The 21,836-nt window shown below is 44.1% G+C and carries 23 protein-coding genes; 9 read left to right on the top strand and 14 right to left on the bottom strand.

The features are described 5' to 3' along the window. The first annotated feature begins 261 nt into the window (after positions 1-261). Both glmM and LX99_RS08805 read left to right on the top strand, forming a co-directional pair. The gene (gene glmM / locus LX99_RS08810) at positions 262-1,653 is read left to right on the top strand and encodes a phosphoglucosamine mutase (protein WP_109607511.1); all 1,392 of its coding nucleotides are present in this window, start codon (positions 262-264) and stop codon (positions 1,651-1,653) included. 123 nt (positions 1,654-1,776) lie between these two features. Continuing rightward, positions 1,777-2,913, top strand: a complete 1,137-nt coding sequence (locus tag LX99_RS08805; RefSeq protein ID WP_109607510.1) for a cysteine desulfurase family protein — start codon at positions 1,777-1,779, stop codon at positions 2,911-2,913. 156 nt (positions 2,914-3,069) lie between these two features. Here the strand turns inward: LX99_RS08805 and LX99_RS08800 are convergent, their stop codons facing one another. Next, the gene (locus LX99_RS08800; protein ID WP_022830172.1) at positions 3,070-3,318 is read right to left on the bottom strand and encodes a hypothetical protein; all 249 of its coding nucleotides are present in this window, start codon (positions 3,316-3,318) and stop codon (positions 3,070-3,072) included. Between the two features lie 4 nt (positions 3,319-3,322). Further along, positions 3,323-4,021, bottom strand: coding sequence for a DUF3291 domain-containing protein (locus LX99_RS08795; protein ID WP_109607509.1), 699 nt, complete (start codon positions 4,019-4,021; stop codon positions 3,323-3,325). Positions 4,022-4,096: 75 nt separating this feature from the next. Here LX99_RS08795 and LX99_RS08790 point away from each other — a divergent pair, with 75 nt between their 5' ends. The 6 genes from LX99_RS08790 to LX99_RS08765 are packed head-to-tail and all read left to right on the top strand — an operon-like array spanning position 4,097 to position 8,900. Then, on the top strand, positions 4,097-4,573 hold the full coding sequence (locus LX99_RS08790) for a GAF domain-containing protein (RefSeq protein ID WP_022830170.1): 477 nt from the start codon (positions 4,097-4,099) through the stop codon (positions 4,571-4,573). Next, complete coding sequence (locus LX99_RS08785; protein WP_109607508.1) at positions 4,573-5,232, top strand: alpha/beta hydrolase; 660 nt, start codon at positions 4,573-4,575, stop codon at positions 5,230-5,232. The genes LX99_RS08790 and LX99_RS08785 overlap by 1 nt, the downstream gene beginning before the upstream one ends. Next, positions 5,219-5,821, top strand: coding sequence for a DNA-3-methyladenine glycosylase (locus LX99_RS08780; RefSeq protein WP_022830169.1), 603 nt, complete (start codon positions 5,219-5,221; stop codon positions 5,819-5,821). Before LX99_RS08785 ends, LX99_RS08780 begins: the two co-directional genes overlap by 14 nt. A gap of 25 nt (positions 5,822-5,846) precedes the next feature. Then, on the top strand, positions 5,847-7,130 hold the full coding sequence (gene kynU, locus LX99_RS08775; protein ID WP_109607507.1) for a kynureninase: 1,284 nt from the start codon (positions 5,847-5,849) through the stop codon (positions 7,128-7,130). Between the two features lie 12 nt (positions 7,131-7,142). Further along, entirely contained in the window at positions 7,143-7,991 is an 849-nt protein-coding gene (locus LX99_RS08770) for a bestrophin family protein (protein WP_109607506.1), read from the top strand. A 6-nt stretch (positions 7,992-7,997) separates the two neighbouring features. Continuing rightward, positions 7,998-8,900 (top strand): histone deacetylase family protein, encoded by a 903-nt coding sequence (locus tag LX99_RS08765; RefSeq protein WP_109607505.1) that lies wholly within the window; start codon positions 7,998-8,000, stop codon positions 8,898-8,900. On the opposite strand, the gene LX99_RS08760 is transcribed toward LX99_RS08765, so the two are convergent. Genes LX99_RS08760 through LX99_RS08745 form a run of 4 tightly spaced genes read right to left on the bottom strand, consistent with a single transcriptional unit; the run spans position 8,897 to position 11,916 of the window. Next, a complete protein-coding gene (locus LX99_RS08760; RefSeq protein WP_109607504.1) occupies positions 8,897-10,276 on the bottom strand; it encodes an MATE family efflux transporter in 1,380 nt (459 codons plus the stop codon). The two genes, LX99_RS08765 and LX99_RS08760, sit on opposite strands and share 4 nt — an antisense overlap. A 48-nt stretch (positions 10,277-10,324) precedes the next feature. After that, a complete protein-coding gene (locus LX99_RS08755) occupies positions 10,325-10,957 on the bottom strand; it encodes an AlbA family DNA-binding domain-containing protein (protein WP_109607503.1) in 633 nt (210 codons plus the stop codon). A 14-nt stretch (positions 10,958-10,971) separates the two neighbouring features. Then, positions 10,972-11,430: a GNAT family N-acetyltransferase gene (locus tag LX99_RS08750; RefSeq protein ID WP_211318977.1), complete on the bottom strand. Its 459-nt coding sequence runs from the start codon at positions 11,428-11,430 to the stop codon at positions 10,972-10,974. A 6-nt stretch (positions 11,431-11,436) separates the two neighbouring features. Further along, entirely contained in the window at positions 11,437-11,916 is a 480-nt protein-coding gene (locus LX99_RS08745) for a DUF4442 domain-containing protein (RefSeq protein ID WP_109607502.1), read from the bottom strand. Positions 11,917-12,086: 170 nt separating this feature from the next. Here LX99_RS08745 and LX99_RS25345 point away from each other — a divergent pair, with 170 nt between their 5' ends. Further along, positions 12,087-12,278, top strand: coding sequence for a hypothetical protein (locus LX99_RS25345; protein WP_022831701.1), 192 nt, complete (start codon positions 12,087-12,089; stop codon positions 12,276-12,278). Between the two features lie 92 nt (positions 12,279-12,370). Here LX99_RS25345 and LX99_RS08740 read toward each other — a convergent pair whose 3' ends face one another. The 8 genes from LX99_RS08740 to LX99_RS08705 all read right to left on the bottom strand — a co-directional run bounded on the left by LX99_RS08740 (position 12,371) and on the right by LX99_RS08705 (position 21,776). Further along, positions 12,371-13,165, bottom strand: a complete 795-nt coding sequence (locus LX99_RS08740) for an SDR family NAD(P)-dependent oxidoreductase (protein ID WP_109607501.1) — start codon at positions 13,163-13,165, stop codon at positions 12,371-12,373. A gap of 249 nt (positions 13,166-13,414) precedes the next feature. Continuing rightward, positions 13,415-14,677, bottom strand: a complete 1,263-nt coding sequence (locus LX99_RS08735; RefSeq protein WP_109607500.1) for a tetratricopeptide repeat protein — start codon at positions 14,675-14,677, stop codon at positions 13,415-13,417. A gap of 9 nt (positions 14,678-14,686) precedes the next feature. Continuing rightward, positions 14,687-15,805 (bottom strand): tetratricopeptide repeat protein, encoded by a 1,119-nt coding sequence (locus LX99_RS08730; RefSeq protein WP_109607499.1) that lies wholly within the window; start codon positions 15,803-15,805, stop codon positions 14,687-14,689. A gap of 3 nt (positions 15,806-15,808) precedes the next feature. Beyond that, a complete protein-coding gene (gene gyrA / locus LX99_RS08725; protein ID WP_109607498.1) occupies positions 15,809-18,406 on the bottom strand; it encodes a DNA gyrase subunit A in 2,598 nt (865 codons plus the stop codon). A gap of 160 nt (positions 18,407-18,566) precedes the next feature. Continuing rightward, positions 18,567-18,965: a hypothetical protein gene (locus LX99_RS08720; protein ID WP_146203083.1), complete on the bottom strand. Its 399-nt coding sequence runs from the start codon at positions 18,963-18,965 to the stop codon at positions 18,567-18,569. 76 nt (positions 18,966-19,041) lie between these two features. After that, positions 19,042-19,956, bottom strand: coding sequence for an oxygen-dependent coproporphyrinogen oxidase (gene hemF / locus LX99_RS08715; protein WP_109607496.1), 915 nt, complete (start codon positions 19,954-19,956; stop codon positions 19,042-19,044). Positions 19,957-20,225: 269 nt separating this feature from the next. After that, entirely contained in the window at positions 20,226-21,458 is a 1,233-nt protein-coding gene (locus LX99_RS08710) for an MFS transporter (RefSeq protein WP_109607495.1), read from the bottom strand. A 120-nt stretch (positions 21,459-21,578) separates the two neighbouring features. Continuing rightward, entirely contained in the window at positions 21,579-21,776 is a 198-nt protein-coding gene (locus LX99_RS08705) for a cold-shock protein (RefSeq protein ID WP_109607494.1), read from the bottom strand. Positions 21,777-21,836: the final 60 nt, after the last annotated feature.

Raw genomic sequence — 21,836 nt, 5'->3', positions numbered from 1 at the left:
TAGGTGTTTGATGCTGTAAGCTCCAAAGGTATTAAATAGCGTAAAAAATCCCTTAAGTTTTAATGTATGATGGCCCTGATTAACCGTTAAAGCTTTAAATAATGCCAAATAATGACAAACAGCAGGTAATCGCATCGCATGAAAAGCGTTGATTTAACCGTAGCATTGCATGTCGGCAGCAGCGTAATTACGTAAAACGACACTATTTATTTAAGGTATAGCTTATATTTTTTAATTTTACCTCACCAAAAACAGTTCATTTTGACATTAATAAAATCTATTTCGGGTATACGCGGTACCATTGGTGGCGCTGTTGGCGATGGTTTAACACCGCTTGATATTGTAAAGTTCACATCGGCCTACGGTTCGTGGGCCGTTAAAAAATCGGGGATCAAAAAAATTGTGGTTGGCCGTGATGCCCGTCTTTCGGGCGAGATGGTGAACAACCTTGTAATTGGTACTTTACAGGGTTTGGGTATTGATGTGATCGACCTTGGTCTGTCGACAACCCCGACTGTTGAGGTTGCCGTTACCGGCGAGCAGGCCGCGGGGGGCATTATCCTCACCGCAAGCCATAATCCTAAACAATGGAATGCCCTTAAGCTTTTAAACGCTGCCGGCGAATTTATAAGCGACGCCGACGGTAAGGAAGTATTAGCCATTGCGGAGGACAGCGATTTTCAATATGCCGAGGTAAACAATTTAGGCAAAGTAACCCACAGTAACGCCTGGCTGCAAAAGCATATCGATTTGATATTGGCCTTACCGTTGGTTGACGTGGCCGCTATAAAGGCCGCCAATTTTAAAATAGTAATTGATTGCGTTAACTCTACCGGTGGTATTTTCGTTCCGGCTTTATTAAAGGTACTGGGGGTTGAAACAATACACGAGCTATATTGTGAACCGGATGGGAACTTCCCGCACAACCCCGAACCGCTTCCTGAAAACCTGGTGGCATTATCGAAAGAGGTTTTAAACAAACGCGCCGATCTGGGTATAGCTGTAGACCCGGATGTTGACCGACTGTGCTTTGTTTGCGAAGACGGTAATATGTTTGGCGAGGAGTATACGCTGGTTGCCGTAGCCGATTATGTGTTGAAAAACAATGTGGGTAATACGGTATCAAACCTGTCGTCGACCCGTGCCTTAAGGGATGTGACCGAAAAGGCGGGCGGTGAATATCATGCTGCCGCTGTGGGAGAGGTGAACGTGGTTAACCAGATGAAAGCGGTAAACGCTGTGATTGGCGGTGAAGGAAACGGTGGGGTGATCTATCCGGAATTACATTACGGCCGCGACGCATTGGTAGGCATCGCTTTGTTTTTAACGCATCTGGCTAAATACGGCAAGTCGGTTTCGAGCCTGCGCGCTTCATACCCGGGTTATTTTATTTCGAAAAACAAGATTACCTTAACGCCCGAAATGGACATAGACGCCCTTTTGAGCAAGGTAGAAGAAAAATATATCAAACAGCCACACTCCACGATAGATGGCCTGAAAATAGAATTTGATAAAGAATGGGTACATTTGCGTAAGTCAAACACCGAACCTATTATCAGGATTTATTCTGAAGGCAATTCTGAAACGGTGGCAAACGGGCTGGCCAATAAGATCATCGCTGATATCAAGGAGATCTTACAGCTGAAGGGTTAATTTTTCCGGCATTCAAATAACGGGCAACCGGCGATAAAATCGTTGGTTGTTCGGCATTTATCGTATTTCCGGGTTTGTGTTTTGAAGTTTACTGATCCATTAATTTATAAATTTTAAAAAAGAATGCGCGTTTATTTTGATAATGCCGCTACTACACCGCTTGATCCTGACGTAATGAAGGAGATGTACAAGGTAATGGAGAACCAGTTTGGTAACCCATCATCAATACATGCCCACGGCAGGGAGGCCCGCACCCTCATTGAGCGTTCGCGTAAAACCATAGCCGGTTTGCTGCACACCTCGCCCGCCGAAATTTTCTTTACATCAAGCGGTACCGAGGCCGATAATACCGCTATCAGGTGTGGTATTATTGATCACAACATTACCCATGCCATCACCAGTCCTATTGAGCATCACGCAGTGCTCCATACCCTGGAGGCCATGGAGAAATCTGGTTTAATTAAACTGAGCCTGGTAAATATCGATAGCAAGGGCGCTGTTGATTATGATCACCTCGAAACTTTGCTCAAGGAAAACGAGCGTAGTTTTGTATCACTGATGCACGCTAATAATGAAATAGGCACACTATCGGATATGGAACGCGTTGGTGATCTGTGCGAAGCGTACAACGCTATTTATCATTGCGATACCGTGCAAACCATGGGGCATTACCCGCACGATCTGAGTAAACTAAAAGCTCATTTCCTGGTATGTGCAGGGCATAAATTACACGGCCCTAAAGGCGTAGGCTTTTTATACATCAACCATAAAATAAAGATAAAACCTTTTATTTACGGCGGCGCTCAGGAACGCAACATGCGCGGCGGTACCGAAAATATTTACGGTATAGTAGGTTTGGCCAAAGCGCTGGAGCTGGCTTATCGCGAAATGGAGCAGCACCAAAACCATATTCAAGGCTTGAAATCTTACATGATGGAGCAGTTGACTGCCCATGTTCCGGGTGTAAGCTTCAACGGCGAAACGGATCCGGCTACAAGTTTGTATACGGTATTAAACGTAGCTTTCCCCGAAATGGAAATGAGCGACATGTTGTTGTTTAACCTGGATATTGCCGGGATCTCGGCATCGGGTGGCAGCGCGTGTAGTTCGGGTAGTGATATTGGCTCGCATGTATTAACCGCTATCGGTGCAAGTTCATCCAGGCCATCGGTGCGTTTCTCGTTCTCAAAGTATAACACTAAAGATGAGGTTGACTTTGTGGTAGCCAAAGTGCGTGAGCTTTGCGCGGTGAATGTGTAGTGCTGAAATTTCAAGAGAAATAGCAAAGGCGGATACAAAACCTATCAGTATTTATAACCGAGCAATACATTCGTAAACAACATAGCCGGATTTTAAACCGGCTATGTTGTTTACGAATGGTTCGAAAAAAAACTGTTACCGGTATTTTAAAAATACCTAATAGTTGTACCTGAAATAGGCGTCCTTATAATCGTTGCGCATATCAATAAACCGGGTTGACACTTTTTTTAGAAATTCTTCATCCAAAAGTTCAAAAACACTGTTAACACCATCTGTTAAATCCATCTCCGGGATCTTGTAACTTTGCTCCAGCGCGCCCTGTTCTATCTTCACAATAAATTTATTGTTCATGCTGAGGATAGATATTTTAAAATCGGGGTGTGGTAATTCGGCAATAATTCTCATTTTTTTAGTTTAATAATCCGTTTAAAGGATCCCGTCCGTTTAATGTTCCGAAGCTTGCAATAGGTTTAAACCGGGCGAATAATTCTTCGCTGTACCAATTTTCGCTTCTTGTTTTTTTTATCACTTCCGCGTGTTCCCTGCTTTGGTAGGCAAAGGCCTTTACATCGTCCATGTTTTTCCAAACCGAAAAGGTAGCCTGTTTGTAAAACGGCGCCTCTCCAACTCCGAACGAGGTGATATAGCCTGGGGCCCTGGTCATGATATTGGCTACGGTATCAACATTGGCCCAAAAGTTTTTCAAGCGGCTAAACCTGATGGTGGCGCGGGTGAGCACGGCCACCGGCCCGTCGGGTATGATTTCCTTTGGATGGCCGAAGGGTTCTTTGCTGCTCCATTTGCCGTGGCTTTGAAGCGGAATGCATAACATCGTCCATTGTTCGGTGCCGAAAAACTTCCACCAACCCGCAACGAATGACGTATTTCTGAATCTCTCAAAATCCTCCCGGCTATCCCAGCAGGCCAGTAAGCCCCATTGCTGCCAGTCGGGTGCGAGATCAAATGTGCCGTTTTTGCCCGAGCCAAGTAACTTGTAAAAACTGCAGCCTTTTTGATAAAATAAAGGGAGCCGGTGTATAGCCATGGCCAACAAGGCAAAAGGCATAAGTAACCTGCGGTAGCGCACAATGGTAAGACTAACGATCATATAAATGCGAAATAAAAAATTTAATATGATATTAGACTTATTTACTTTCAATACTACATTATTAAGTTTGCAGCTATGGCAGAAGATTTGAAAATAACCTTATCGACAAATAAAACAGAGCAATACACCACACTGATTCCGCAGATTGAAGCTCTGCTTTCGGGCGAGGCAGACCTTGTGGCAAACCTTGCTAACATTACCGCAGCACTTAAAGAGCAGTTTAAATGGTTTTGGGTAGGTTTTTACCTGGTAAAGCATAACGAGCTTGTTTTAGGGCCTTTCCAGGGGCCGGTAGCCTGCACAAGGATCGGTTTAGGCAAGGGAGTTTGCGGAGCGTCATGGCAGCAGGCAAAAACTTTGATAGTGCCCGATGTAGAGGCTTTCCCCGGACATATTGCTTGCAGTTCACTTTCGCGTTCGGAAATTGTTGTGCCTGTATTTAAAAACAGCGAGGTTGTGGCAGTGCTGGATGTTGATAGCGAACACCTTGATCAGTTTGACGAAACCGACGCCCAATATCTTGAGCAGATTGTTAAACTCGTTAATTTTTAATGGACAGGATATACCTGATAGCCGGCCTCGGCGCCGATACGCGCGTTTATAATAACATCAGCTTGACCGGCGACTGCGAGCTGATCCGTGTAGATTGGGTTGAACCTGATTTAAACGACACTTTAACAGCTTACGCGCAAAGGCTTATCTTTCAATATAATATAAAGCCTGGTTCGGTATTGATAGGTAATTCTTTAGGAGGTGTAATCGCGGTTGAAATGGCCAAATTTATGCCTGTTAAAAAAGTGATCCTGATCTCAAGCATCAAAACAAGCGATGAGGCGCCCTGGTATTTTAAACTTTTTCGCACGCTGCCGGTTTATAAACTAATACCCGGTAAAGTTTTTAATTTGATGGCGGTATTTATAAAACCGGTGTTTGGGCATATGAGTGCAGAGGATGCGTGGCTGTTTGGCGATATGCTCAGAAAGTCATCGCTGGTATTTATTAAATGGGCCATGTATGCCATACTACATTGGAAAAACAGCGTTGTTCCTCCAAATTTATATCACATCACCGGCGATAAAGACCTGGTTTTTGATTACAAGCGGATTAAAGGCGCTACCATTGTTAAAGGCGGTACCCATATCATGATCTTTGATAAAGCCGAAGAGATTAATAAAATACTTAAAGGTATCCTCGAAAATGAAGCTTCCTGAAAATTATTATTTGGGCAATGATGTAGTGGCCATCAGCAGAGATTTGATAGGTAAGTTTCTGTTTACCTGCATTAACAATGTAGTTACCGGTGGATATATTGTTGAAACGGAGGCTTATAACGGGGTTATAGATAAAGCATCGCATGCTTACGGTAACCGCCGTACCGCCCGTACCGATACCATGTTTAAGCGGGGAGGGATCAGCTACGTTTATCTGTGTTACGGTATTCACGAAATGTTTAACATAGTAACTTCGGTAGAGGGAAATCCCCAGGCTATCCTGATCAGGGCCATTCAGCCAACCGAGGGCATTGGCGAGATGCAGGTACGGCGCAATATGCCCCAGCTTAAACCCACGGTAACCAAAGGCCCCGGATCTGTAGCTAAAGCTTTAGGTATTTCACGTAACATCAACGCTTTCAGTCTTCAAGGTGATGTTATATGGCTCGAAGACAGGGGCCTGACTTTTCCTGACGATCAGGTAGCCGCCGGTCCGCGGATTGGTGTGGCTTACGCACAGGAGGATGCTTTACTGCCTTACCGATTTTACGTAAAAGGCAATATTTACGTAAGCAAGCCCAACAAATAAGAGTTTGAATTTGTAATATTGGGCAATGAATTACCAGAATGATTTAGCTTTTGCCCGGGAGCAGGACCGCCTCGACCCGCTTAAAAACTTCAGGGAACAATTTCTTATACCTCAGCATAACGGGGCCGATGCAGTTTACCTTTGTGGAAACTCACTTGGCCTACAACCCGTGACGGCCCGAACCTATTTGAATGACCAGTTAAACAACTGGCAAAACCTGGCTGTTGAAGGCTGGTTTCAGGGTGAAGATCCCTGGCTTGATTATCATCAATCCTTATCAGGATCCATTGCAAGGATAGTTGGGGCGCAGGAGAATGAAGTAGCGGTGATGAATTCACTTACAGTGAATCTTCATTTACTAATGGTAAGTTTCTATAAACCAAATAGTAAAAGGTTTAAAATAATCATAGAGGGAGGCGCTTTTCCTTCAGATCAATATGCCGTGGAGAGCCAGGTAAAACACCATGGTTTCGATCCGCAAAGCGCTGTCATTGAAATTTTTCCTCGCGAAGGTGAGCTTACCTTACGTACCGAAGATATCGTCAATACCATCGAACAGCATAAAAACGAGCTGGCGGTTGTACTTTTTGCCGGCATCAATTATTACACAGGGCAGTTTTTTGATTTAAAAGCTATAACCGATGCCGCTCACCAGGCCGGAGCTTACGCGGGTTTTGATTTGGCCCATGCTGCCGGTAATGTGCCCTTGCAGCTCCACCAATGGGGCGCTGACTTCGCTTGCTGGTGTTCTTACAAGTACATGAATTCGGGCCCGGGCGGCATAAGCGGTATTTTTGTACATGAACGGCATTTTACCGATACTACAATGAACCGCTTTGCCGGATGGTGGGGATACCGCCGGGATATGCGTTTTTTAATGGCCCCTGGCTTTGATGCGGAGCAGGGAGCCAATGGCTGGCAGGTAAGCACAAGTCCAATACCTCTTCTTGCGCTTTTTAAGGCCTCTATGGCAATTTTTGATAGTGCAGGCAATATGAGTATCATCCGCGATAAAAGCTTGCGATTGACGGCTTATTTGGAGTTCCTGATTAACGAAATTAATTTAAGGCAGGGAGAGGAGCTTTTCAGGATCATAACCCCGGCAGATCCGCAGGCGCGGGGTAGCCAGCTTTCGGTGGTTTGCAAGCGCAACGCCAAGTCGACGTTTCATTTTCTTGCCCAAAACGGTGTAATAGGCGATTGGCGCGAACCCGACGTAATCCGCTTAAGCCCTGTGCCTTTATACAATACTTTTGAGGATGTTTATAAAACGGCGGCACTCATGGAAGCCTCAATTAAAGCTATATAGAAATTTCATAACATGGTATATTACAACCCAAAAGAGTGGTTTTCTTCAATATTTAAAATAAACAGGGCCGATACCGTACGCGAGCTTTTTCCGCTCATTTTGGCGGTTAGCGCTTATGCCGGTGTAGTTACCTACCTGTTAACGGATGTATGGGAATTGCCCGATAACAGCATCTTGAAAAAAGTAAGTTTTATCCACCAAACCATCGGGTTTGTGTTTTCGTTGTTACTTGCCTTTCGTATCAACTCCGCTTACGACAGGTGGTGGGAGGGTCGCAAGATCTGGGGTAGCCTGGTGAACAACAGCCGCAATTTCGCCATCAAACTAAAACATCTCGTAAGCGAACAGGATATGGATTTCTTCAAATTCGCTATTCCGTTTTATGCCCGCTCGCTTAAAAATCATTTGCGTGACGAATATGTACCTGAAGAACAGCAGTATATAGTGATTGATCCTAAAAAGCATGTGCCCAACCAAATTGCTTCGGCAATGGTTGAGCGGGTATACAACCTCAATAGGGCGCAGGTGATTAACCCGGAGCAACTGTTTAGTATAACATCCGAAATCACTTCTTTTACAGATAATTGTGGCGCCTGCGAACGGATCAAAAAAACACCGATACCTTTCTCGTACAACGTATTTATCAAAAAGTTTATTTTTACTTATATCATGACGTTGCCCTTTACCTGGGCCTTTGAATTAAAGTATCTTATTGTTCCGATCATCGGCTTCGTGCTTTTTGTATTTGCAAGTATTGAAATCCTGGCAGAAGAAATTGAAGATCCGTTTGGCCGGGATGCCAACGATTTGCCATTGGAAGGAATTTGCGATACCATCAGGAAGAATATCGAAGAGTTATAAACCGATATGCTCAAGATAGCTTACGATCCCAGTTATGCGCATCCGCTGCCTGAGGGACACCGTTTCCCGATGCTTAAATACGAGCTTATTCCTGACCAGTTGTTACATGAAGGCGTAATCACTTCCACAAACCTGTTTTCGCCAGGTTTGCTTGCAGAGAATGTGATCACACAAACACATGATGTTGATTACTGGCATCAGTTACGCGATTTAACCTTGCCCGCTAAAGAACAGCGCCGCACCGGCTTTCCGTTATCCGCCCGGCTGGTTGAGCGCGAAATACGTATTGCCCAGGGAACAATTGATGGTTGCAGGTTTGCTGCTGAGTACGGCGTAGCCTTTAATGTAGCCGGTGGTACACACCACGCGGGCAGTAACTGGGGCGAAGGGTTTTGTTTGCTTAATGATCAGGCTATAGCTGCTAATTGGTTGTTAAATAACAATTTAAACAATTCTATCTTAATTATTGATTTAGATGTACACCAGGGTAATGGCACCGCGCAGATATTTGAAAACGACGCGCGGGTGTTTACATTTTCTATGCATGGCGCCAACAACTTTCCGTATAGAAAGGAAAAATCAGACCTTGATATCCCCTTGGCAGATGGAATATCGGATGATGAATATCTCGGGACGCTCACCGCTGTACTGCCACAGCTGATAGCCCGGCATCAACCCGATTTTGTTTTTTATCTTTCCGGGGTGGATATCCTGGCTACAGACAAACTTGGTAAACTTGCCTTAACCAGGGAAGCTTGTAAAGCCCGCGATCAATTTGTGTTTGAACAGTGTATCAAAAACGGCCTCCCGGTGCAGGTAAGCATGGGAGGAGGCTATTCGCCGGATATCGGGGATATTGTAGACGCCCACTGCAATACCTTTAAAGTTGCCGCCGATCTGTATTTTTAATCCTGAGCTACTATCGGCACTTCGTGATAATGCCTGGTTTTGCTAATGATGTTAAAGCGGATAAACAGCAGCACCGATGCTGTGGCGAGGCCCAATACCAGGCCGTACCAAACACCATTAATACCCCAATGCAGCGTAATACCTAATACATAACCAATTGGTAAACCAACTACCCAATAGGCCAGAAAGGTGATAAGCGTAGGGATATTCACGTCACCCATTCCGCGTAATACGCCAAGGCCAACAACCTGGGCGCCATCAAACAATTGAAATAGTGCCACGATGATAAGTATCTGTACTGCAATATGTATAACACTTTCATCTGAAGTATAAATCCATGGTAGGTAGCTGCGCAAAACGGTGAACAGCAAGGCAGTTATGCTCATAAAAATCAACACGATGTGGTAGTTGGCTATTGCCGAGAGCCTTAACTTATCGCGTTTTTTTGCCCCGAAATAATTCCCCGATTTGATCGCTGCTGCTGCCGAAATTCCGCTCGCGGCCATATAGGTCATGGATGCCAGACTGATAGAAACCTGGTGAGCGGCCTGCTGTACTAAGCCTATAGTACCAACTAAAATAGCCGCGCCGCCGAAAGCGCTCACCTCAAAAACATATTGAAGCGCAACCGGCGCACCTATTTTCATGATCCGCAAGCCACGGATGCGGTCGATGTTTCTGATAGAAAAATCCTTTAGGTATGCTTTGAAGTTCTTTGATCTGAAAACGTAGAAAGCCATTACCACGGCCATCACACAACGATCAATTAACGTGCTGTACCCAACGCCCCTGATCCCCATTGCAGGTATCCCGAACAAGCCCTTAACAAAAGTGATCCCGAGGCAGATATTGATTACGTTTCCCCAGATAGAGATCATCATGGCCTGCTTTGTAAAGCCTAAACCTTCGGCAAACTGCTTAAAGGTATTAAACACCAAAAGCGGGATCAACGATAAACTCAGCAGCAACAAATAGGGCCTGGCTTCGGCTACCACAGCGGGCGATTGACCAAGGTGACCAATCAGCAGCATCGTACCAAAATAGATCAATGCAAACAACAGTACCCCGCTAAGCATATTGATCAACAAACTGTTTGATAACAGCATTCCGCATTCGCGCTTATTACCGCCGCCGTTATTTTGTGCAACCAGTGGCGTTAACCCGTACGAGATGCCCATCCCGATTACCAGCGGAACCATAAATAAACTATTAACCAGCGCTACAGCCGCCAGCGACGATGTGCCCGCAAAGTGCCCCACAATAATGGTATCCGATGTTTGCACCAGCGTATGGCCCACGTTGGATAGTACAACTGGGATGGCAAGCTTAAGGCTTTCGCGGTAAAATGGTTTATATTTTGAGAAGGTACCAGACATTACTTTTAACACAGGGTGCCAAAAGTAGCTATTTACATGTTAACAAATTCAGCAGGCCGTGTAATATTCTTCTTTTTCGGTGGTGTTTATTTTGATAATACCTGAAAGGATCAAATCTACCAGCAAATTTTGCGCCCTTCGCCTGCCCACTTTTAAAAGTTCGGCACATTCTTTTATGGTAACACGCCCTGCTTTTTCCAGGTGCCCCAGTAAGGTTCGTTCGTTGTCTGAATATTCAATTAAAACACCCTGATCATTTGATGAGCGCTTCAAAACTTCCAGTACAATTTTACTGGCCAGTACGCTTTTATCCTGCACGCGCACATACACCCACCACTTGCCGTCTTCGGCAAGCGCGTAATGGGGTTTGAGGTCGCTTGGCGGGATATCAACCAGTAGCACTACTTTATCATCAACATAAACTTCCTCAAAAACGGGTTCGAGTGCCGGGCGAGAAAAAAGGTGCGCGGCCCGGGTTATCATGTATTTTTCCTCTTCTTCGGATTTTACGCCTTTAATAGTGCCGTCATCAGCAACGCCGATCAATAATTTGCCGCCCTTGTTATTGGCGAATGAAACCATGGTGCGGGCTATTTTTTCGCAACTTGTAATTGTTTTTTTGAAGTCGAGTATCACGCTTTCGCCTTCAAATATCAGCTTCTTTACGTTTGTTTTATTCATAGCCTGGGGGTTAATTATTGCGGTTTACTGTAAGGGGTATAAATCTCCATCCAGCTTTCGGGCTTGGCAATGGGCGAAAAACCAAATTGGCTGTAAAGGTTATGCGCATCGGCCGTAGCCAGCGACCATCTTCTTAAACCTTTTAAGTCGGGATGTTTAACGATAGTTTGAATCAGCCATTTTGATAGGCTTTTGCCGCGATATTTGGGTAACACAAACACATCGCATATATAGGCAAAAGTTGCGTTATCGGTAACAACACGGGCAAAACCGGCTTGCTCGCCATTATGATAAATACCAAAGCACATGGAGTTTTCAATTGCCCGCGCCATTTTTTGACGTGGGATGCCTTTTGCCCAATACGAGTCGTTATTTAAAAAATCATAAATAACGTCAACATCCAGCAAGTTCTTATCTGTCGAAATTTTAAATCCTTTTTTTTCAAAGGCCTCGTCATTCATGATCACAGTCATCAGCAGCTATATATTAGTAGTATCAATAAAGTTTAAGTTTCGTACGTATACCTCGTTCATCAACGATACGCATATTTCGCCATCTTTATCGTAAATGTCAATAGGGAAGGAGCTTATAAATTTTCCGGCTGTATTTAAAACCTGTTCTGCCTGCTCAATGTCACTGTCGTTCAGCCTGATACTGAAATGTAAATTTGTAGTAGCCGGTTTTAAATACTGTATGGTGGCTGATTTTGACCATACAATCAACTTATATCCTTTGCGGGTTAACAGTTGGTGAAAGAGTAGGGGGTAAAAGGGATCGGCCGCGCAAAAAAGCGTACCGCCAAATATGCTGTTATTATAATTTTTATTCAGAAAACTTTTCCTGATCCGTACATCAACGCCCTGGTAGCCACTTAAAAACTTAACAACCCAAATACGTTGAAAAAGGAGAGGGGGATAGAGCCTCATCACCCATTTCAATAATCCTTCGGATATTACCATAGCGCTTAAATATCAGAAAAAACGGCGGATAAAACTGAAAATGTTGATCAAAACGCTCAATGTTAAAAAAAATGCCGCCTTTTTAAATATTGGTTAAACAATAAGCGTATCACCGGGTTTATAGTAAGGTTCACCATAAATTGACAATCTTAATTCTAAAACAAATAACTATGAAAAAGCAATTTTTAAGTTTCGCGCTTGTCGCGGCAATGATCGGCGCTGTTGCTACCGGCTGCAGTTCAGAAAAAAAAGCAGGCGACGGCTCAGACACTACTAAAATGGATTCAACAAGCCAGAGCGCTCCGGCCGGTGCCGATACCATGAAAACAGATACTACTAAAAAAGACACCACCAAAATGTAATTTTAAAGGTGCATTCATAAAGAACCCCCGTACTTGAATTGGTACGGGGGTTCTTTATTTCGTTAAACTGACGATTTAAAACGAAATGACGTTTAAAAAGCAGTTTTTATAACACCACCATCGGCACGTAAAGTTGCTCCGTTGGTGGCTGCCGATAAGGGACTGGCAACGTAGGTTACCAGGTTGGCGATCTCATCTGTAGTAATGAAGCGTTTTAACAGCGAAGTACCGCGGATATTTGCAAAGAAGTCTTTTTCAATCTCGGTTGTGGTAACACCTTGTCCGTCGGCTAAGGCTTTAACAAAATCGCCTACGCCTTCAGATAATGTTGGCCCAGGTAATATGGTATTTACGGTAACGCCGGTATTGGTAGTAAGTTCGGCCAGGCCGCGGGCCACGGCAATCTGGGCGGTTTTGGTCATGCCGTAATGAATCATTTCGGCAGGGATTTGGTAAGCAGATTCGCTGGAGATAAAGATGATCCGGCCCCAGTTTTTGCTCAGCATTTTATTGAAATATGCCCGCGCCATGCGCACGCCGCTTAAAACGTTAACTTCATAAAATTTCAACCAGTCTTCATCAGTTATCGCCAAAAAATCTTTAGGTTCAAAAATGCCGACGTTGTTTACCAAAATATCAACCTCGGGCAATTGTTCGATCAACGCGGAAATCTGCGCGGGGTTAGCAAAATCAGCGGCTATTCCTTTGATATTTTCATTGCCGGTTTCTGCAATCAGTTTCCGCGCGGCTTCATCAACCTTAACCTGGCTGCGGCCATTTATATAAACGCTAACGCCTTCGGTTGCCAAAGATTTTGCGATAGCATATCCAATACCGGCTGTTGATCCTGTAATCAGCGCGGTTTTATTTTTTAAATTAAGATCCATTTCGTGGGTTGTTTTTGGGGTTAAGTTTACAACTGTAATGCCGCTTTGGGCGTTTGGCAGCGTTTTAATCTTAAAATTAAACTAAGCTGACATTTGATGAGCTTTGGCGGTTAACTGACACTGAGAACTAATGATTATGTGTTAATTATACCGTCGATTTTTGCTTAATGATTTATTTACTATAATTAACATTATGTTAAATAGTAATTTTAAGAGAAAAGGCTTTTGCAAGCCCTTTCTCTTTTAGTTTTATTGATTTGCCGGTAAAGCGTCAATCTGTGCTTTGATCTTTGCAGCATTGGCATCATCCCTTACACCCTGGTAGTAAGTTCTGAGGTTTTGTAATGCATCAAGTGATTTTGGCTGTAACTCAACTGCTTTTAACAAATATGGTTTAGCCAGGTCAAACTGTGCTTTCGCTTTAGCGATAGCCGCGTCATACTCTTTTTGTTTATTAGCCGGTAATTTATTGGCCGCGTTATACGAATCAATGGCCGGGTTCAAAATAATATAGCCCAGGTTTAAATTGGCTTCAAAATAATTCGGATCTAATTCCAAGGCTTTTTTATACATCTCGCCAGCTTTGCCGTAGGCTTCGGCTTTTGATGCCTGCAATTTGGTTTTGGTAGCCGGGTCTTTAGCGGTTTTCGCCGAATTTGCGTAACCATCGCCTGCCTGCGAGTAAGTTAAGCCTGCGTAGTAGTACAAGGTTTTATTTTTTGGATCATTAGCTAAAGCAGCCTGAATTTTATCAACAACCTCCTTTTCCTTGCCGGTTTGCAGGCTGATCTCGATTTCGCGTTTGCGTAACTCACTGTTGGCCGGATATTTGGCAACACCATCGGTTACGGTTTTCAGCGCGTTTGTGGTATCTTTGCTTGCCAGGTACAACGACGAAAGATCAAGGTAAGTTGTTTGATTTTTTGAAAAGTTGGTTGTAAGCAGTTTAGTGTAGTTGGTGATAGCAGCCGGGTAGTTTTTCGCGTTAGCGGCAGCCAAACCGGTGTAATAAATAGCGTTGGTATCCTCAGGCGCAACGGTACGGTAAAAATCGAACGATTTGTAAGCCTGGTCATATTTGCCTGCTGAGTATTCTTTAACTCCTTTGGTAAGCTGGTATTGGGCCAGGTTTAAATAAGCATCGTTAATCATTTTAGCGTTATCGCCTTTGGTATCTACTTCCTTGGCTTTTTTCAAAGCTTCTTCTGCCGTGTTAAATAATGGAAGCGAAGTTGCCGCAACGGTATCCTGTAGCGCGAGCGCTGAATAAATCGAACCTTTTACCGCGTAGGTAAGCGGCATTGTTGCGGTTTTTTCATTTGCCGCAGCTTTATCTATAGATTCTTTGGCGGTGCTTAAGCTTTTATTCGCCATTGTTGCCATAGCTGCCTGGCCCCTTAAACCGGAATATTTTTCGTATTCTTCTTTAGCCGTGTTAAGCTCGCCTTTTTGTGCAAACGCTGTTGCTGAAACTAAGCCCAACAGGCCCGCCATCAAAAGTTTGATTTTCATGATGCTTTGTTATTGATTGGTTAACTGTTTTAGTTTATTGTTTACTCTTTCTAACATGTCCTGGTTGTCAGACCGTTGATAGGCCGTTCGTAATACCTGCAGACTTTTAACGTTGTTCGGTGATATTTCATTAGCTTTTTCAAGCCATTGTATCGCCCTGCCTAAATCCTGGATGTCGCTTCCCTCCTTTTTGCCAGCGCTTTGTTTTAAATATAACAGGCCAAGATTAAAAGCCGGATCGAAATCGGTGCCGCCCAGTTCAATCGCACGTAAATATAATGATTCGGCCAATTCAAATTTATTTAAATGATCATAGCAATTAGCGGCAACAAATGCTATATCCGCGTTATTGGGGTTGATGTCAAGCAGCGAAGGCAACAGCGGCTCTAACGCTTTATAATCTTTTTTGTTGTTGTAGATATTCGCCTCATCCAGCAATAAAAACCTGTCGTTAGGTAACAATTTCCTGCCTTTTTGTAGTATTTGCAGGGCTTTGGCGGTATCACCCAAGGCTTTATAGATATTGGAAGCGGTTTCGATATACTCGGTTTTTGCGCTGTCTGTTTTTAATAAACTGGTATAATATTTAGCGGCGTCCTGTAAATTTCCGGCTTTATTGTTTGCAAAAGCTATATAGGTATTGATCTGGTTCATGCCCGGAGCATACTTTTTTGCATTTTCAAACGAGGTTTTGGCGTTGTTGAAATCGGAGTTATTTACAAATTCAAAACCTTTACGGATATAAACATTGGCCAGGCAGCGTTTGGAATAATCAAGTTCCGGCTGATACCTGAAAGCTTTACTCTTGGCAGATAGTTTATCAACCAGTTGCGAGGTTTGCGTAAGTAAATCGGCCGGCATGCCCAGCTTGTTCAGCGAATCGATATATAAAATGCTTGAATTTACAATTGCCCTGTAAAGGTTTTTTTCGATATCGGTGGTGTCTGATTTTTTAATGATCAAACTATCAGCAGATTTCTTTGCCGCCGCCAGGTATTTCAGATCGCCTTTTTGTTTATAAAAGGCCAGGTTGTTCACTACAACTTTCAGCGCCTCCTTTTGGGCAAACGCGAAAGTTGTAGTAATAAATGATATTAAAACCGTTAAAAAGATTCTGCGGTAATGCATAATTTATTCAGTTGTATCGTCGGATGATGTTTCTGCGTTATCATCGGCCGTATTGCTGTCGCCGGTCGTTTCTCCGGTAGCATCAGTGCCTTCAGCAGCAGCAACATCCCCCTCGCCTACTTCTTCCTGCTCTTCGTCGTGCTCAATTTTGGCTACTGAAGCAATTTCGTCATCGTTTTTAAGTGTGATAAGTCTTACGCCCTGTGTAGCGCGGCCCATTACCCTCAACTCGCTAACTGCAATCCGGATGATAATACCTGATTTGTTGATGATCATCAGGTCTTCCTTATCTGTAACACCTTTTATGGCTACAAGGTTTCCGGTTTTTTCGGTAATATTTAAAGTTTTTACACCTTTACCGCCACGGTTGGTAACGCGGTAATCTTCAATATCGGTACGCTTACCGTAGCCTTTTTCAGATACCACCAGTACGGTAGTTTCAGCATCGTCAATACTGATCATGCCTACTACTTCGTCCGTCTCATCATCAAGTGTAATACCACGAACGCCGGTAGCTGTACGGCCCATCGGCCTTACTGTTGATTCGTTAAAGCGGATTGCACGGCCCGATTTCAAAGCCATCACAATCTCGCTGTTACCGCTGGTTAAGCTTGCTTCCAGCAGCGAGTCGCCCTCATTAATGTTAATGGCATTAATACCGTTTGAACGCGGACGCGAATAGGCTTCGAGCGAGGTTTTCTTGATGGTACCTTTTTTGGTACACATGATGATGAAATTATTTTCAAGGTAATTCTGATCTTTCAGGGAGATCAGTTTAATATAGGCCTTGATCTTTTCTTCTTTAGGGATATTAATGATATTCTGGATGGCGCGGCCCTTGGAGGTACGTGTGCCTTCCGGAATTTCAAATACCCTCAGCCAGAAACATTGACCCGACTCAGTGAAGAACAACATGTAGTTGTGGTTCGAAGCGATGAGCAGGTGCTCGATAAAGTCTGCATCACGGCTATTGCTGCCTATCGCGCCTTTACCACCTCTGCCCTGCCTGCGGTATTCGGTAAGCGGGGTACGTTTGATATAACCTTCGCGCGAAATGGTGATTACTACGTTCTCGTCCTCAATAAAGTCTTCAGTCTGCATTTCGGCAGATGAATGAACCATTTCGGTGCGGCGCTCATCGCCATATTTTTCTTTGATCTCGGTCAGCTCATCTTTGATAATCTGCATCCTCATGCCTTCGTCGCTCAGGATGTTTTTCAAATGCTCGATGAGTTTCATTAAAGCGGCGTATTCGTCTTTGATTTTATCACGCTCAAGTCCTGTTAACCTGCGCAGGGTCATATCAAGGATAGCGCGGGCCTGGATATCTGTCAGGCCGAAGCTGCTCATCAATCCTTCCCTTGCTTCATCCGGGGTTTGTGAAGCGCGGATCAGGCGGATCACTTCGTCCAGGTGATCTAAGGCGATCAACAAACCTTCAAGGATATGCGCACGTTTTTCGGCCTCGTTAAGCTCAAATTTGGTGCGGCGTATAACCACCTCATGACGGTGCTCCACAAAGTGATGAATAAGGTCCTTTAGGTTAAGCAACATCGGGCGGCCATTTACCAGCGCGATATTGTTTACGCTAAATGAAGTTTGTAAAGCCGTATATTTGAATAAGTTATTCAGCACGATAGCTGCGTTGGCATCACGTTTTATTTCGTAAACAACACGTATACCTTCCCTGCTCGATTCATCGCGGATGGCTGAAATGCCTTCCAGTTTTTTCTCGTTAACCAGTTCGGCGGTACGCTCAATCATCAGGGCCTTGTTTACCTGGTAAGGTATTTCGGTTACCACAATGCGCTCACGTTCGCCGCCATAAGTTTCAATTTCAGCACGGGCACGGATCACTACGCGGCCACGACCGGTTTCCAGCGCCTCGCGTGGGCCGTCATAACCGTAAATGATACCGCCTGTAGGGAAATCGGGGCCTTTTACATATTTCATTAACTCGGCAACCTCAATCTGGCGGTTATCTATCAACGCTACGGTGGCATCAATAACTTCCGAAAGGTTATGCGGAGCCATGTTGGTGGCCATACCTACCGCTATGCCCGAAGCACCGTTAACCAGCAGGTTAGGGAATTTTGACGGCAGTACAGTGGGTTCCTGTAACGAGTCGTCGAAGTTTAACTGGTAATCGATGGTATCTTTGTTGATATCGGCCAGCATCTCTTCGGCAAGCTTTTGCAGGCGGGCCTCAGTATAACGCATGGCCGCGGGCTCATCGCCGTCAACAGAGCCGTAATTACCCTGGCCTTCAACCAGCAGGTAACGTAAGCTCCATTCCTGGGCCATACGTACCATGGTGTCATAAACTGATTTATCGCCGTGCGGGTGGTATTTACCCATCACCTCACCTACTATACGGGCTGATTTTTTGTAGGGTTTGCCGTTGGTTAAACCAAGGTCGAGCATACCATATAATACACGCCTGTGCACTGGTTTCAGTCCGTCGCGGACATCGGGCAGCGCCCTCGAAACGATAACCGACATTGAATAATCAATGTAAGCCGATCGCATTTCTTCATCAATATTTATCGAAATTATCCTGTCTTCTGCGTGTGAATTATCGTTTTCTGTTCCTTCAGCCATTTTTAATTATTTGTAGAACCTTCTCTTATAATTGCGTTTTAAAATTGATTTTTCAACGACCTGCGAAGTTAAAAAAATAGTTGAAACCACGCCACTTTTCGTAATAATAAACGGTGGATTTACAGGTTTACGTATCAAAATTCCGTTACACTAAGCCGGTTTATTTCAGCTTAACCCAATAGTCCTCAACCTTGTTCCCGTTTGGTAACACCGACAGCAATTTCAGGGTATCGTTAGTAAGGATATAGTTGTATTTGATGGTTTTATTAAGCAGCTTTGATTCCTGCATGCAATAGGTTTGCGTTTCAAAGCAGGTATCGGCACTGAGGCGGTAATCGCCTTTTTCATAGATCTGCGTTTTCTCCCCATCTTCTATCACCCTGGCTTTATAGTGCTCATCATCATAAACTCTTTGAAGCCTATAGTCTTTTGGAGCACCGTCAAGCTTGCCGTTGATCATGCCGCCGCGGTATTCCCAGGTGCCTTTTAGCGGACTACCATCGGGCCGGAAGGCACATAAAAATAACGTAAAGATTATAGATAGAACAGATTTCCTCATAGGTAATGATTTTAACCCCAAGCCCTCATATTTTATATAGGCTTCCAGCTTTAAGCCTTTCGCTTTTAGCTCCAACCTAAGCCCAGTTAATCCCTTTTTTTAATAAAGATAATGTTTTTTCTTCGTCACTGCCGGGCTGCGGGTGGTAATCGTACAACCATTTGGCGGTTGGCGGCAGGCTCATGAGTATGGATTCGATCCTGCCATTGGTTTCCAGGCCAAATTTGGTACCGGCATCATATACCAGGTTAAACTCGGCGTAGCGGCTGCGGCGCTGGTATTGGAAAAGCTGATGCTGCGCGGTAAATTCCTTGTCACGGTTACGGTTTACCAGTTCGGTGTATAACGGCGCAAATGAGCGGCCTACTGATTTTGAAAACTCAAAGATCTGTTCCCAGCTCAGTTCGTCGTTGGCGGTAAGCCTGTCGTAAAATATACCGCCTATGCCGCGGGTTTCCTGGCGGTGTTTGATGAAGAAGTAGTCGTCAGCCCATTTTTTAAAACGTGGGTAAAAATCGGCATAATATTGATCGCATACGGCTTTAAGTCCGCCGTGGAAAAAGCGGGCATCCTCCTCAAAAACATAATGTGGGGTGAGGTCGATACCGCCGCCGAACCAGCGCACCGGTTTGCTCTCGCCGCCCATGGTTGATGGCATTTCAAAATAGCGGATATTCATGTGGATGATGGGCACCATCGGATGGTTGGGATGGATCACGATGGATACGCCGGTGGCAAAAAAATCGTCCTGCTCAACCTGAAGGGCTTTTTTCATGGTATCGGGCAGATGGCCATGAACCGCCGAAAAGTTAACGCCGCCTTTTTCGATGATACTGCCGTTTTGGATAACCCGGGTACGGCCCCCGCCCCCGCCTTCGCGCTCCCACAATTCCTGTTCAAATCTGGCTACACCGTCTAACTGTTCAAGGGCGGCGCAGATCTCATCCTGTATCAGTTTATAATCTTCGGCTATTTGTTCTTTGCTGATCATAGGGCGTAAAAGTAATGAATTTTGAGGACTGCCGGGGAGGTGCTATACAGGCCTGTGTTATAAAAAATGAAGGTGTTCATTTTTTTAAAGTGTGAACACCTCGCAAAAATATCATTATTGATAATCAGCGACTTATGTGTTCGGTTTACATCAGGTAAAATGTTAAGTTATTGGTAATCAACACATAAATATTTTTTATTATAAAACCATGAACACCCTGTTTTTAAAAAATGAACACCTGCTTTTTACACATTTGACCAGTTGCCGGTTTAGCTTATCTCCAGGTAATCCAAATCCTTACCGAAGGTTTCTTTTAATTGGCTTAAAGCAAACAGAGACACAATGGTAAGTATCACCATCATAATATAACCGGCATGGATATATCCGTATTTGTCTTTAAAAGCGTTAAATGCCAGGGTTATCGGTATAAGTGATCCGCGTACAAAGTTTGGAACTGTAGTGGTAACGGTAGAGCGGATATTAGTACCAAACTGCTCGGAGGCGATGGTAACAAAAGTTGCCCAGTAACCAACGGTACACCCCATAAAAAAGCTTAGTACCGCAAACCTTTCGGGAGTAATACCGGTATCGCTCAGGTAAAAATATACACTTACCAACGACAGGATTAAAAATACAGCCATAGTGAGTTTCCGCGACCTGGTGAACTGGGCAAGCAGGCCGGCTACGATATCGCCTATCGCGATACCTATGTAACTGTAAAAAATGCCGTCGCCGGGTTTGATCAGCGTTTTTGCACCCAAGGCCGCGCCAAATTTATCTGAAAAACTGATGAGCACTCCAACAACGTACCATAACGGCGCACCTATCAAAATACAAAAAACATACTTTTTCAACCTTTCCCAATTGGTAAAGAGCATCAGCATGTTGCCTTTAGATACCTTGCTGTTTTCCACGTTTTTAAACATGCCCGATTCAAAGGTACCTACCCTTAATAACAACAACAGTATACCCAGCCCGCCGCCCACAAAATAAGCGTTACGCCAGCCAAATTTAGCTACCGCATAAGCCGCGGTGGCCCCAAATAAACCAATAACAGCTACCATCATGGTGCCGTAACCACGGTTCTCCTTACTTAAAGTTTCGCTCACCAGGGTTATACCCGCGCCCAATTCGCCCGCCAGGCCGAGGCCAGCAATAAAGCGCACCAAAGCGTAAGTATTTACATCATGCACTAATCCGTTGGCAAAATTGGCTAACGAGTAAAGCAATATCGAACCGAAAAGCACTTTAATGCGGCCAAGTTTATCGCCAATTATGCCCCAAACAATACCGCCTATGAGCAAGCCTGCCATTTGTACGTTGATGATAAACAGGCCTTTGTCAGTCACATCCTGGTCATTTAAACCTATAGCTTTAAGGCTCGGAATCCGGACAATCGAAAAAACCAAAAGATCATAGATATCAACAAAATAGCCAAGTGAAGCTACAAGCACTAAAAAAAATGCGTTCCGTGTATTTTTGGAAGCAACGCTGTCAATCATATATAAAGTGTAAAAATTGGTTGGCTAAAGTAGTTGATTTATAAAAATAAAAGCAAAAAATCAGGCACAAAAAAACCCCTGACCGTGCAGGGGCTCAATTAGTAAAGTTTATCAATAATTTTATACTTTTTTTACGTTAACGGCCTGCAACCCTTTTCTTCCCTCTTCCACTTCGTACGTAACGCTGTCGTTATCTTTTATGGCATTTACACCGCCTTGTACATCTTTAAAGTGAACAAAAAGGTCTTTACCTTCTTCGGTAATTATAAAGCCATAGCCTTTTTGTGTGTTAAACCATTTTACTTTTCCAGTTTTCATAATTATAATAATCGTAATAAAAAATTCAATTAAAGTCGACTAAAACCAAACTGAAAATAA

Origin of the sequence: Mucilaginibacter oryzae (assembly GCF_003148845.1) — a bacterium.
GTDB classification, from domain to species: Bacteria; Bacteroidota; Bacteroidia; order Sphingobacteriales; family Sphingobacteriaceae; genus Mucilaginibacter; species Mucilaginibacter oryzae.
The sequence above is the reverse complement of the archived record's forward strand: the minus strand, read 5'-3'. Positions and strand labels throughout refer to the sequence as shown.